The 14,046-nt window shown below is 53.9% G+C and carries 6 protein-coding genes; 2 read left to right on the top strand and 4 right to left on the bottom strand.

Annotation, left to right across the window (positions count from 1 at the left end; genetic code table 11):
- The first annotated feature begins 162 nt into the window (after positions 1-162).
- Positions 163-2,241 (top strand): ATP-binding protein, encoded by a 2,079-nt coding sequence (locus tag KJS40_RS05860; protein WP_213539431.1) that lies wholly within the window; start codon positions 163-165, stop codon positions 2,239-2,241.
- Positions 2,242-2,423: 182 nt separating this feature from the next.
- Here the strand turns inward: KJS40_RS05860 and KJS40_RS05855 are convergent, their stop codons facing one another.
- The 3 genes from KJS40_RS05855 to KJS40_RS15230 form a co-directional block, all read right to left on the bottom strand.
- On the bottom strand, positions 2,424-2,741 hold the full coding sequence (locus tag KJS40_RS05855; protein WP_213539430.1) for a DUF1840 domain-containing protein: 318 nt from the start codon (positions 2,739-2,741) through the stop codon (positions 2,424-2,426).
- A gap of 54 nt (positions 2,742-2,795) precedes the next feature.
- Positions 2,796-3,854 carry an SGNH/GDSL hydrolase family protein gene (locus KJS40_RS05850; protein WP_213539429.1) on the bottom strand — a complete coding sequence of 353 codons (1,059 nt, stop codon included), beginning with the start codon at positions 3,852-3,854 and terminating at the stop codon, positions 2,796-2,798.
- Between the two features lie 159 nt (positions 3,855-4,013).
- Complete coding sequence (locus KJS40_RS15230; protein ID WP_244859715.1) at positions 4,014-4,529, bottom strand: DUF883 family protein; 516 nt, start codon at positions 4,527-4,529, stop codon at positions 4,014-4,016.
- Positions 4,530-4,635: 106 nt separating this feature from the next.
- On the opposite strand from KJS40_RS15230, the gene KJS40_RS05840 reads away from it, so the two are divergent.
- Entirely contained in the window at positions 4,636-5,124 is a 489-nt protein-coding gene (locus KJS40_RS05840) for a Crp/Fnr family transcriptional regulator (RefSeq protein ID WP_244859714.1), read from the top strand.
- A gap of 236 nt (positions 5,125-5,360) precedes the next feature.
- On the opposite strand, the gene KJS40_RS05835 is transcribed toward KJS40_RS05840, so the two are convergent.
- The gene (locus KJS40_RS05835; protein ID WP_213539730.1) at positions 5,361-13,952 is read right to left on the bottom strand and encodes a glucoamylase family protein; all 8,592 of its coding nucleotides are present in this window, start codon (positions 13,950-13,952) and stop codon (positions 5,361-5,363) included.
- Positions 13,953-14,046 lie beyond the last annotated feature (94 nt).

The raw sequence follows: 14,046 nt of genomic DNA, 5'->3' as shown, positions 1-14,046 counted from the left end.
GAGTAGCTTGAAGATTTGGATCGGGGAATGAAATAGTGGCGGATGCAAGCCAGGAAACGATAAACTCTTATTTCCGTATACCTTTTACACAAATGGCAGGTTGGGGATCGCGACGTATAAAATTTAACCGTAGATCTTGATGAGAACGACAGAAGACTCCCCGTGAATATCCGAAACTTTACCAGTTTTTCCAACATTGCCCTTGTGCTGCTGCTGACGGGTATTGGCGCGCTCGTATTCCATTCGCTGAGCATCCGCGAAGAACTCAACAAGAGCGAGCGTCACCAGTTTCAGGCGCTTCTGCTGGCCCATGAGCTTCTTCAGAGTTCTGACGACCTTACCACCATGGCGCGTACTTACGTGATTACCGGGGACCCGGCTTTTAAGCGCTACTTCATGGAGATACGAGATATCCGCAACGGAATACGCCCGCGCCCGCTTAATTATTCAAGCACCTATTGGCATCTTGTGGCGGCGCATCGTGATCCCGCTATCGAACAAGGCGAGGCCGTTCCCTTGCTGGAAATGTTTCGCAGGGTGGGCTTCAATAATGAGGAATATGCCTTGCTGGAAGAAGCGCTGGAGCATTCAGAAAAGCTGGTTATTCTGGAAAAGCAGGCATTCGCTGCCCTTGAGGGCTTATATGATGACGGCAAGGGTAATTTCACGAAACGCCGTAAACCGGATCGGGAGTTCGCCATTCGGTTGCTGCACAGCGAACGTTTTATTGCCGGAAAAGCAGCAGTTGCACAGCCGATTCAGCAGTTCATAGATTTATTCAGCGGACGCATGCAAACCCAAACGAACCTCGGATTTGCCAGGCTCGAGCGCCAGATCATGTTTGAAATGACGCTCATCTTCATCGCTCTGCTTGCCACGACAGGAATCGTTTTTTACACCCGGCTCGGCATATTGCAGCCTCTGGCGGAACTCGGCCGCCAGGTAGCCGGTGTCACCCGCGGTATTCGCCCCAGCCGTTACGGAAAAGCGACAAGTAATGAAGTTGCAAAACTCGCCGAAGCATTAGCCTTGGCTGATGCAGAAAAACAACGGCTTCTTGAGAATGAACGCGTTGCCAGAAGTGAAGCCGAGCGGGCCAGCCAGCTCAAGGACGAGTTTCTGGCAACCCTTTCCCATGAATTGCGAACTCCGCTCAACGCGATTCTGGGCTGGTCGCAACTTATCCTGAGCGGGAACATGAAGAACGATGATATCCATCGAGGCCTTGAAACCATCGAACGAAATGCTCGCGCCCAGAATAAGCTTATAGAAGACCTTCTCGAAATGAGCAGCATAATTTCAGGAAAAGTAAGGCTCGATATGCAGCAACTGGATGTTGTCAGTCTGATTGAGGCAGCGGTTGAGTCGGTCAAGCCAACAGCGCAAGCAAAAGGCGTAGCCTTGCAAAAAAAAATCGCGCCGCGCATCAGCCCGATCATAGGGGATCCCAACCGTCTCCAGCAGATCTTTTGGAATTTGCTCTCCAACTCGCTGAAATTCACACCAAAAGGAGGAAAGATAGAGGTTGTCGTTGAGCAGTCGAGTTCCTTTCTTGAGATCAGGATCAACGACTCGGGTCTAGGCATTGCCCCGGAGTTCATGCCTTATGTTTTCGACCGCTTCAGGCAGGGTGACGCTTCGCTTACTCGACAATATGGCGGCCTTGGCTTGGGCTTGGCCATTGTCAAACAATTAGTGGAACTTCACGGCGGTGCAGTCCGTGCAGAAAGCGCAGGCGCTGCGCAAGGGTCGTCGTTTGTCGTGCATTTGCCGCTCTCTGCTGCTGACAATGTGAAAAACGAACCGGCACCCACGCTACGAGAGTACTTCGATGAAAAAAATCCACCACTGGCAGGACTGAAAGTGCTGGTGATCGATGACGAATTCGATGCGTGCGAACTCATCAAGCGAATGTTGACTCAATGCAAAGCCGACGTAATCAGTGCCGCAAGTGCTACTGAAGGCCTGGAGCTTCTAAAGATCGACAAACCGGATGTAATTATCAGCGACATCAGCATGCCAGGCAAGAACGGGTATCAATTTATTGCCGAGGTAAGAGATCTTCCTGAAAAAGAGGGAGGCAAGACCCCCGCGATTGCGCTTACAGCATTCGCTCGGGCGGATGATAGAGCAAGGGCGATAAGCGCGGGCTATGACAATCATCTTTCCAAACCCGTCGACCCGGTTGAATTGATTACGGCCATTAACAATCTAGCCAGAAGAATACCGATTGACGAGTAAAAATTACCGTAGTCGGAAGATATTGATGAGCGTCGTATCCGCTTCAATATCGAAAATCGCGGTAACGGAGGCTACCGGGTTGGAATGCCTATTCAAGGGACGAAAAGCATGAATATCGGCGATTACTCTTGAGAAACCAGCTCACCCGGTGCTTGTTCTTGAAAGGGCTTGATAAGCCAAGCTTAAACTTTATCCCACATTACATCACAGTGCTTTTTTGCGGCTGCGGTAAGCAATTCGATCAGAGGTATCGCCCGATAATTCAGGCTTATAGTTTGGTCATCCGGATCCACGCCTCCCGGGTCCGAGCCGGGTTCCTGCGATCCCGATTTTCCCTCTTCAATGGCACGCTTCAAGCGTTCAAGCGCGGCCGGAACGTCATCGGCCAATATTGCGCTGGGCACAGTTCCACTATGCCCCATCATTTTCAATAGACGATGCGCTGCATCTCCAAACATCATTATATCCGCATACGCATCGCTCTTGAACGTTACCAGCATATGAGATCCATGCTCGCAGCAGCCGTTTCGAATGGCTCAGCCTTGCTTCACTGTTCAGGCGGCTGATTCCCGATAAAACGCCTCCCCGGTCGAGCCAGCTTGGCCCGACCGCCTGTACGCACCGATACCCAGCAAGAATAGGCCTGCAACCAACATCGAGAAAACTTCAGGCTCCGGCACCGCGCTCGTTACCGTCGTTGCGAACGCGGCTCCTAGAAGAGAGTCAGCCAAGGTTGTAGGATGAACGCTATCCCAAAAAAGATGCGTGCCAGGATTATCGCAAGAAAGAACAAGCAGGGAGACGCACGCGTTCGTTACGTTGGTGAATCCAAAATCCGCTGGATTCTGGATAAGATTATTCAGAAAAGAATAAGTATCGAATTGACGGATATCCGCTGCAGGAAAAGCGGAATGCACATCTCCCAGTTGAGTTGCCAGCGCATTATTGAAAACAATCGTGTAAGCATGAGCCTGCGCTACCTCGCCATTGGTTCTGGCGTCCGGGGTTTGTCCCAGATCTGAACTATTCGGGACAAGAAAATTCCTTGCCCCCGCTGCAGCCAGCGTGCTCACGTATGAACCGATATTTTGCGCGGCGCCAACGGGAGAATTATGCGTCAGATAGTCATTCCCGCCGCCCCATACCACATATAAAGCGTTGGGGTCGGCCACGCCCCCCGAATCGCTCATGTAACGTTGCACCTCCTGCTGCATGCCCGGGAGCGGCTTCAATTTTATACCGAGTACGTCAAAGCCTCCTGGCTCGGTTGCGCTGCCTCCGTCCCCCATGTTTCCCACACCCGATGTGGCGCCGCCCACCGAGTAGCTGTGGAAATTGGTACTGTTCCCTCCGCCGGGGAAAAGTGAATCTGCCAGTTTCTCCGTAGCAACGGGTCCATTCGAGAAGCGGCCATGAAAATAAGGGCCGCAGGGATGAGAAGGGTCGCAATTGTCACCGAGGAGTTTGTAAATGCTCGTGACAGCAGATGGGCTACTTCCAATATCTGAGAGACTGTCTCCAAAGGTGTATAAGCTACTGAAGGTGGCTGCCGAAGCGCTACCCCCCGTAAAAAGCAAGACAGAAAATGTGGCAAGCGCTACACGTATTTTCATTATCGATTCCCCCGTTCTATTTTCATCGGTTCCCCCACTCAATTGGTGGCAGCCAACCGGATAATCCAGCGCACTGCCTCGGCATAATCGGAACCCTCTTTGCGCTTACGGCTTGACCATCCACTCTTCCTGATGGGCATTCAGGTTCACGAAAACCGATTATTCCCGGTTCCTCATCAAGAGTCCGACGAGAATACCAACTCCAACCGCCAGTCCGATAGTCCGCCAGGCGTTTTCATGTACATAGTCATCGGTCACCCGTGCCGCAACCCTGGACTTGTCGACGACAGCACCTTCAATATTTTGTAGATATTCCTTGGCACCCTTCAGATTGTCGTCGATTTTGTCGCGCAACGCCTGCGCTTTTCCGCCACCTTCGTTGCTCACGAATTTCATCAATTCCTCAGTATCGGCAATAACGGACCGAAAGTCTTTAATGAGTTTTTCTTTTGTTTCCTTGGCGGTCTTGGTCATCACATCCTCCAGGCAAGTTGATAGGGTTATACTATTTGTATTCGACAGATCGCTGCTTTCCTTTCCTTTCCTTTCATCTGTTTCTTTCGAGAACATTGGCAAAAAAATCTTGCCGGTGCAACATTCCAACTCAATTGCTACTCGCACATTATCTTCGCTAGACCTTTTTATTCCTTTTCGTAATACTCGTCTGTCGGCCACCGCACATACGATCCTTGAGTTTGTATGTATCCTTCAATTGCGCGCAAGACCCCGCACGTCGGCCATATACTGTTTTCGTCGAGACAGGCGAATAGAGAGGAACGTAATGTCATATCTACACACACCTAAGCAAAATCTTTTTTTGGCCGCTCTCCCCGAGAAGGATTACGAGCGGCTGCAAGCCTGCCTTGAGCTGGTATCCCTGCCTCAAGGATGGGCGGTCTATGAAAATGGCGGCGAATTGGACCTTGTGTATTTTCCCACCACCGGTATTATTTCCCTTCTCAAAATCATCGATAATGAAGAGCCCGTGAAAATTGCCGTTATCGGCAACGAAGGTGTTTTCGGCATTTCCATGCTTATGGGCCGAAAAATCGCCCCAACACGGGCAGTGGTGCAGCGCGCCGGTTTTGGCTATCGGCTTAAAGCAACTAATCTCCGAAGAGAATTCGAGCTGGGCAGTCCGCTACGTTATCTACTTCAGCAGTATACGCAGAGCCTCATGGCCGGGATTGCTAAAGCCACGATGCCTGCCCTACGCCCTGCTCTGAGATCCGGCATACCGTTCGCCGGTACACCTGCTCCTCTGGCTTAAGAAGGTGCTCCCGGCTCTAACTTTCGGGCTCTAACAGAACAACGATTTCATTAAATAACGCTGCGATTCCCCCACTCCTTCATGCTCTGCGATGGTTGCCTTTTCCATCAAGTTCCCGGAACGAGCATAACCGCGCGTCGCAGATACCCATTCCGGTCCGGAAGGTTTCCTGCGGCTAATATGCCGATAGGTAATTTCAAAACAACAGCCCATCATTTCCGCTGAATCTGCTGAGACTACTGTTGAATTCCGGGATTACCCAGCCGGACTTCGACAGTGTGCGGCGCTCCATCATCAACAAGTACAATCACCAAATCCTGCTGGCCAATACCATCAATAGTGAGGCTCTCGCTGTCCTCACCGGCAGCTGCCTGGACGACAGAAATGTCATAGACCGTTTCTCCATGGCGGTACTTGACGGTGAACGTGCTCCATTCGGCCGGGAGGCAAGGTTTGAAGTACAGTTTGTCCTCCGCCAGCGTGAGGCCAAGCAATGTTTCCAGCATCAGGCGATATAGCCAGCCAGCAGAACCGGTGTACCACGACCATCCACCACGACCCGTGTGGGGGGAAACCGCATAAACATCGGCTGAGACAACGTATGGCTCCGTCTTGTAGACCGTAACCGCCTCGGGGGTCTGTGCGTGGTTTACCGGATTGATCATCTCCAGCAATTCCCATGCACGTTTATGATCTCCCAGACCCGCAAAAGCCATCGTCGCCCAAATAGCGGCATGCGTATACTGGCCTCCGTTCTCGCGCACGCCGGGCACATAACCCTTTATATACCCCGGATTCAAGGGTGATTTATCGAAGGGTGGATCAAGAAGCTGGATCAGGTGGGCGTCACGTCGAACGAGGTACTGGTCCACCGCTTCCATTCCCTGCTGTTGGCGCTCGGCGGAACCCGCTCCGGATAAAACCGACCAGCTCTGCGCAATCGAATCGATGCGGCATTCAGGATTGCTGGTAGAGCCCAGGGGAGAGCCGTCGTCGAAGAAGGCGCGAAGATACCATTTGCCATCCCAGCCATGTAGTTCAATATTTTTACGCAGCAGATCAGCTTCGGCTTGGCATCGTCCTGCAAACGCTGTGTCTCCGTACCGTTCGGCAATTTTGGAAAACCGGATGAGTATGTCGTACAGAAAGAAGGCCAGCCAGACGCTCTCGCCTCGTCCGTGGAAACCAACAAGATTCATGCCGTCGTTCCAGTCGCCGCTGCCCATCAACGGGAGGCCGTGCTCGCCGAAGCGCAAACCATGCATGATGGCTCGCACGCAATGCTGGTACAGCGTCCCGACCTCTTCAGAATGAAGCGGAAGATCGTAGTAAGATTCTTCGTCAGCGCCGACCTGCCGACCTTCCAGGAAACCAGCAGACTCATCCAGCACGCCGATATCGCCGGTGGTTCCAACATAATGACACGTCACCAGGGGCAACCATAGATAATCATCTGAACAGCGCGTCCGGATGCCGCGCCCCGCTGGCGGGTGCCACCAATGCTGAACATCCCCTTCAATAAACTGGCGCGAAGCCGACCGGAGCAGATGCTCGCGCACGAGAGTGGGCTCAGCGTGAACAAGTGCCATGACATCCTGCAACTGATCCCTGAATCCGAAAGCTCCGCCCGATTGGTAATAGCCGCTGCGTCCCCACAACCGGCAGGCAATAACCTGATATAACAGCCAGCCGTTTACCATCACGTTTACCGATGGATCGGGCGTCTCCACTTGTACAGTGCCGAGTGTACGCACCCAATAACGGTGCACGTTTTCAAGGACCTCACGCGCGACCGTAATCCCGCGGAAGCGCCGCACGATCTTGAGAGCATCATCAGTATGAAGTCCGGCGCCCAGACGAAACACAATTTCTTGCGTCTGGCCGTCGAATAATTCAAGCGGAACCCTGATAGCGCCACAGGGATCAAGCCCTGGCCCCACCCGTCCTGAAAGTTCTTTGGCCCTCATTGCAGCTGGGTTACTCAATCTACCGTTGCGGCCTATAAACTCGGTTCGGTCGCCGGTTACACTGCGCCCTTTATCGTCTACATCAAAAAAAGCGACCCGGCCCGAAAATTCATTGCTGTAAGGATTGCGTGCAAGCAACGCTCCGCTGGCGGGATCTATCTCGGTAACAACGTGCATTCTGCTCTTCTCGGGCAAATCCCCCAATACCCATTCTACGCATCCCGTTACCGAAAGCTGGCGCGGTCGCCCGGATTCATTGCGTACTTTCAGTGCTGTGAATTTGATGGAAGCATCAAGGGCGACATAGACCCAGAGTTCAGAATGAATGCCATCTTCGATGTGTTCAAAGACACTGTAACCAAATCCATGCCGGGTAACATATGGCGCTGCTCCCGGACTCGGCAATGCTGTCGGCGACCAGAAATGGCCGGTTTCTTCATCTCGCAGGTAATATGTCTCTCCGCCGGCATCGCAAACAGGATCGTTGTGCCATGGGGTCAAGCGGAACTCGTGCGCATTTTCGCGCCAGGTATACGCTTGACCGCTCTCCGAGATAACGGTGCCGAATTGCGGATTCGCCAGGATATTTGACCAAGGCACGGGTGTCGTCTGCCCCCCTCCGGTTGTGATGACATATTCGCGTGCATCGGCAGTAAATCCCCCAAGCCCATTGGCAAAGAGCAGTTTCCGATCCGGCAGTTCGACACTCTGTCCGGAATCAGGCCGGCGTACCCGCTCCAGTCCAGCCGGAGGAACCGGTAAATCCGCAGGCAGCCGGCGAGCCAACTGTTCCATCAAACTTCCATTGCTGTCGATAATAATCACCCGCGCTACGGTTTGCATCAGGATCCGATCCTCGGAAGCAATCTGTTCCGCGCGGCGGATGAAAATGCCACCCGGACGATCGATCACGTGAGCTTCGGCACTTCCAGCCACCAGGCCCATGATATGGTCGTGCAGTAGTTGACGATAACTCGAATGGTCCTCATTCCAGATCACCAGATCGACGGCGATCCCCTTCACGCGCCAGTAGGCGTGCGCCTGTACCAGTTGGCGCACCAGATTGATGTTGGCGCCATCGCTGATCTGCAGCAGCACAATGGGCAGATCGCCGGAAATTGCATATCCCCACAGTCCCGACTGGCTGCGCTGGTTTTTGCTCAGCACGGCGGGATCAGCGCGTAAATAAGCATTTGCATACAGCACTGAACCAGCCAGCCGGCCGAATAATTGCGCGTCGGACTCAGTCGCATTAAGCTGGTGCAGTACGACCAGGCTGTGAGTCCATGCAAGATCGAAGACGCGGTTCGTCATGTGCTGGTCCTGATACTTCTCGACCAGATGCATGGCAGCATGACGGGAATCTCCGGCGCCGGTAACGATATCTATCGTCGCGGATTCTCCCGGTTCGATGGTTACGGACTTGCGAATAGCGACGATCGGGTCGAGAACCGAGCCTGAGCTATTGGAAAGCCGCCCGGAAGTTTTCATCGCCTGCGGTGCGGACACGTCGTTTCCTCGTCCGATGAAAACCATGCGATCCGTCTCATATGAGATTTCCTCGGTAGCGACACCATGTACCGCCATCAGATGAAACATCCAGGGCACCGGGTCGCTCTGGGAGCGCGGCCGCCTGCTGCATAGAATCGCATGCCGGTCTGCCAATATTTCCGTTTGCACAAAAAGATTCCCGAAAGCCGGTGCTTGCGCGTCACCCGCCTGCACCGCGAGCACTACCTCAGCATATGAAGTCACTTCGATCGTCCGGCGTGTCCAGGCACGATTAGTGATGCGGACCCGGCGTAGCTCGATGTCATCTTCGGGCGAGACTGTAATTTCAGTATGCGTATCGAAATCAAGGTCGCGTCGCCGGAACTCGACCCGTCCTTCCGAAAAGACGACCCCATAACGCTTGGGTTCTTTCAAGGTGGGCTGGTATGTATTCGACCAGAATGCTTCACTTTCCACATCGCGCAGATAGCAGAAACTTCCCCAATAGTCACATGTGCCGTCCTCCCGCCAGCGCGTAACGGCAAGATCCTTCCAGCGGCTGCTTCCTGCGCCGCTATTGGTTACCATGACGTGATAGCGACCGTTTGACAGAAGCTGTATTTCCGGAATAGGGGTGTTTGCACTCGATAGAAGCCGCACTGGCATCTCGGGGAGTTCCTTGACGACACGCACGTCGGGGAGCTCCGGAGCTTGGGTGCTGAAAACAGTGGCCTTGGGGATACGTTCCTGAAGCAACAAAATTGTTGCCTGAAATAAAGGCTCAGACTCGAACCGCCGCTGCATCGGGCGATCCAGCAGTAGATACGCCAGCGAAAGTAAGCTCATACCCTGGTGATGGGCCATGAACGAACGCACCAGGGCGCGCGTTTCACCGCGGCGCAACCGCGATGGCGTATAGTCGACCGCCTCGTAAAAGCCAAATTTACCGACCATATCCTGGGTGGCAAGGTGCTGAAGATTACGGCAAGCGGCTTCCGGAGCGATCATCAGCGCCAGCACGGAGGCGTAGGGCGCAACGACCAGATCTTCGCCGAGGCCTCGCTTGAGTCCCAATCCCGGAACGCCAAATGCGCGATATTGGTAGTTGAATTGGACGTCGACGGCGTTATAGCCCGATTCGGAGATACCCCAGGGGATGCCGCGTTCCTCACCATACGCAATTTGGCGATTGACTGCCCCCTTGCAGGTCTGATCCAGGAGTGTGTTATCGAACGTGGGCATCACCAGCAGCGGCATGAGGTACTCGAACATCGAGCCGCTCCAGGACAGCAAAGTCGCTTCGCCGCCGTAACTGGTAAGCATGCGCCCCAGGGCAAACCAGCTTTCCTGCGGCAACGCTCCCTGGGCAATTGCGACAAAATTGCAGAGTCTTGCCTCCGATGCGAGCAGATCATAGTAGCTGGCATCCAGTCGATGTTCACCGACGTTATATCCTATTGCGAGTTGCCGCTGCGCATGGTTGAACAGGAAGCTATAGTCCATCTGCGCCATACTGCCCGCCTGAAGCGCCAGGCGCTCAAGGTTGGCCAGCTGATCAAGCGCAGCCGCGCTACCGTGGCTCGCGAGTTGTCGCAAGGAAGGGTTTTCCATCGGGTGTGTTACATCCGCATCCATGGCAGCAGCCAACAGGGATTGGGGCGCAAGGCTGATCAATTCCGCCAGTGCGCTTTCACACTGCTTATTCAACGCCGCCGCCCACTCATGCGCTTCGCTGGAGGCTAAAGTTAGCGGCTCTTCGGTAATCTCGCGAATAATCGCCCTGGAGCAGGTAGTTAACCGATCGAGATCAACCCGCACGCTCGCGATTGTGACCGGGCGCACCTCTGCTGCAATCGCGAGCGCTTTTTCGAATTGTGCCAAAGAAGAATTTGCAGAAACGGAACCGGCGGTTTTTTCAAGTATCTGCAGTGTGTCGGCCAGTGCCAGAAATATATGCTCGTGAATAATCGGCTCATCGGATATTTCCAATAGACCAGCGCGCAATGTCAACAGGTGGCCTGCGAGGTTACCGCTATCCACTGTAGAGACATAGCGCGTCAATGGCGTCTTTGCCTTTGTATCGTACCAATTGTAGAAATGACCGGCATACCGTTCAAGTGTTTCCATCGACTCCAAGGTATTCATGGTGCGTTCAATAAGCTGTCCGGTACCGATATAGCCGAAGTCGTAGGCGGTAATATTAGCCAGTAGTGCCAGACCCATGTTGGTCGGTGACGTGCGATGCGCGGTAGTCCCGACCGGATACTCCTGAAAATTGTCGGGTGGCAGCCAGTTATCCTCCGGACCTACGAAAGTCTCGAAGAAAAGCCATGTCCGGCGTGCGATCTGACGCAAAAAATGTGTCTGACCAATGGTTAACTCTGTGCTGCGGGGAGGAAGCGGCCGGCTTATCCACCATGCAATAGCGGGAGACCCAGCCCATAACAACAATACAGGCAATGTCCCTATCAATGTCAATGGCGCGGTAACCACCATTCCCGCTACTGCGGCTATTGCCGTTACAGGTGCTATCCACATCGATCGAAAGGAAGCGCCGAGGCCAGTGCGCCCATCCTTCACGTCAGCCGGATCGATCCCACGTTCCGCGTAATGGGAGGGATTCCATTCAAGAAGACCGCGGTGAGTGATAAATAGCCGCACGTGGGTACGCAGAATCGCATCGAGACTGAAATAAGCCTCGTATGGAAGGCATGCCAGTGTGAATGCTACCTGCCCGAATTGTCGGCCAGCCGCGCGCATGGACGTGATGATGTGAGAACGCAGCGCGACTTCTTTTGGTTTGTTCAGCAAGTCCAATATGGCGGTTATTGCGGCAGGAATAAACAGCGCACCGATAACAACCAGCGTCCAAAACCATGCATGGGTGAGTGCCACCCAACCCAATAGCAAGAGTAGTGTCATGGCTGCGGGGACCAGGCTACGCCGAAGATTATCCATCAGCTTCCACCTCGACAATGCTGACAGGGGGTTTGGCTGGTAGCTTCCCTGCGGCCCCGGTACGCGCCACAACAACCAACTGGCGAGTTGCCAGTCTCCTCGAATCCACCGGTGACGGCGGCTTACATCCACACTGTAGCGTGAAGGAAATTCCTCATATAACTCCACGTCACTTAATAAACCTGCCCGCGCATAGCATCCTTCCAGCAGGTCATGGCTCAGAATTCGATTATCAGGAAAGCGGCGGCAAACCGTCTGCTCGAATGCATCGACGTCGTAAATTCCCTTTCCCACGAACGAGCCTTCATAAAACAGATCCTGATAAACGTCGGAGACGATACGTGTATATGGATCAATCCCGGCCTCGCCCCCGAAAAGCCATGCGTATCGCGATTGGTTGGTACTCGACAGGCTTACCGCAACCCTCGGTTGCAGAATTCCATAACCCTCGGCTACCAGGTTGACCCTCCCCTCTGCGGAGTTTTTTTCGAGCCTCGGGCGATTCAACGGGTGAGCCATCGCGCCCACGAATTGATGGGCAGTCTCGCGCGGCAACTGAGTATCGGTGTCGAGCGTGATGACATACTTTACATTCGACAGCACCGCCGTATTACCGACGATAAGGGAAAAAGCATCGCTTCCAGCCCCGCTTAAAAGAGCATTTAAATCTGCAAGTTTCCCCCGTTTACGCTCTTGACCCATCCAGAGCCGTTCCTGAGGGTTCCATCGGCGTGGGCGATGAAATAGAAAAAAAAGGCTGTCCTTACCTTTTACTGCTGAGCCGCCGGAACTGTCCGCCTCAATCGTGCTATCCGCAGCGCCAGCGGCATATTTTTTATTCAGCTCTTCAATGCCTGTTCGTGCGGCATCCAACAGTATCTGATCTTCGGGAAGCGTTTCCTGATCCGCATCCTTGAAATCGGTCAATAACGCAAAGTCGAGATTATCGTCGCGATTGGCTAAAAATCGGACTTCAAGCGCTTCAACAAGGCTGTGCACGTCTGACTCGCTTGTCAGCATGGTAGGAACCACAACCAAGGTTTGAAATGTTGCAGGTATGCCTTTGGAGAAATCCATGCGGGGCATCGAATGGGGTCTTACCAGTAGCGGGCTCGCCCAGTTAACCAGCGCTACCGCCAGTTGACTCATCGTAAAAAGCGACAGCATGCCAACCGCTCCCAGCAGCCATCCATTGGCGCCGTCGGCATGGGCTTCGGCCAGTAGAATGCCGACCAGGCTTGCCGTAATCAATACGATCGCACCGAGATAATGGAAAAGCGGATAGCGGCGGCCGATTCGCCAAAGTTTCTCCAGGAATGAAAAGCGTACTCGTACTGCCTCCTCAAGGTCGGGCAAGCCGTCGTCAACGAGATAAAAGCCGACATGCGCCCTGGCGTTATCGTCCGCCGTCGCCGCTGCATCGCGTGCCAACCGGAGCGCTCGCCGCGCCACTTCCACTTCCGATACCGGACTTGCCTTTGCTACACGCTCCACCACATGCCGATACTGATCCCGGCTGGCAAAATCCATGCGGCTGTAGACCCCCTCCGGATCCTCTCGCAAGGTCTGCTCCACGATGCTGGTGGCTTCAACGAACTCGCGCCAATCGATCGCGCCCAACGTACGCAGCGTATTTATGCTGTTGGAGATCGAGACCTGGTCAGCAGCTTGTTGCTGATTTCCCAACTGCACCATCTGGTCAATTGTCTGATTCGACTCGGCAAGCCTCTGCTCGATCCAGGTCAACGGAAGCGCCAGCGCGGGCCCCTGCCCCTGTAGTCGCCGTGCCAGTTCGGAAATAAAAGCCGTCGTCATCGGCGGGTCGGACCGTGCCATATCGGCAATGACGAGAACCAGGCTCTTGGGATCTGTCTCGGCAATACTCGTGATTTCGCCAGCCCAAGTGGCGGCAAGCTTGCGATCTATGCCACCGGCAGCGACGTGAACCCCGACCCTGCGCAGGTTCTCGATCAGTGCAAGCCGTAGCATAATCGGGATGGCCCATAACTCTCCCAACTGCAGATTCACGACAGCCTGATAAGCAGCGACGAAACGCCTGAGACTCTCGGTGTCAACCCTGCCATCGCCATGCGAGATCGCCTGCAAAGCGATGTCATATACTCGCGGAAGATTCGCACTGCCACCGCGTGCAAGAAGGGGTAATTCGCGGCTATAGTTTTTGGGAAGATGACGCCTGGCCATACGTATCTGCTCTTCTATCAAATAGAAGTTGTCGTATATCCACTCGCCGGCCGGCGTAAGCAACTGATCTGCTGTTACCGCCTCCGTCAGTACGGTGCAGATGTTGAAGAGCGTATTTTCGTTCTCATCCAGCCGCGCCAGGAGCTGATCCGTGCCCCCACTCGTTGATAGCTCGTGAGATGCCGCAAGGATGCCGCCATACAACTCCATTTGATCCGCACTGAACAGTTCAGATCGCAACGGCAGTTCTTCGCTAACCGGGACGCGCGGTCTTCCGATTTTCCTAAGTCGATCTGTAATAGGA

Source organism: Nitrosospira sp. NRS527, assembly GCF_018406445.1.
In the GTDB taxonomy this organism is placed as follows: domain Bacteria; phylum Pseudomonadota; class Gammaproteobacteria; order Burkholderiales; family Nitrosomonadaceae; genus Nitrosospira; species Nitrosospira briensis.
This window is presented reverse-complemented; position numbering and strand designations above follow the sequence as displayed.

Coding starts and splice junctions, on each gene's coding strand:
- KJS40_RS05855 (WP_213539430.1), bottom strand. CDS start 2,741: ATGCTGGTAACGTTCAAGAGCGATGCGTATGCGGATATAATGATGTTT.
- KJS40_RS05850 (WP_213539429.1), bottom strand. CDS start 3,854: ATGAAAATACGTGTAGCGCTTGCCACATTTTCTGTCTTGCTTTTTACG.
- KJS40_RS05840 (WP_244859714.1), top strand. CDS start 4,636: ATGTCATATCTACACACACCTAAGCAAAATCTTTTTTTGGCCGCTCTC.
- KJS40_RS05835 (WP_213539730.1), bottom strand. CDS start 13,952: ATGGAGTTGTATGGCGGCATCCTTGCGGCATCTCACGAGCTATCAACG.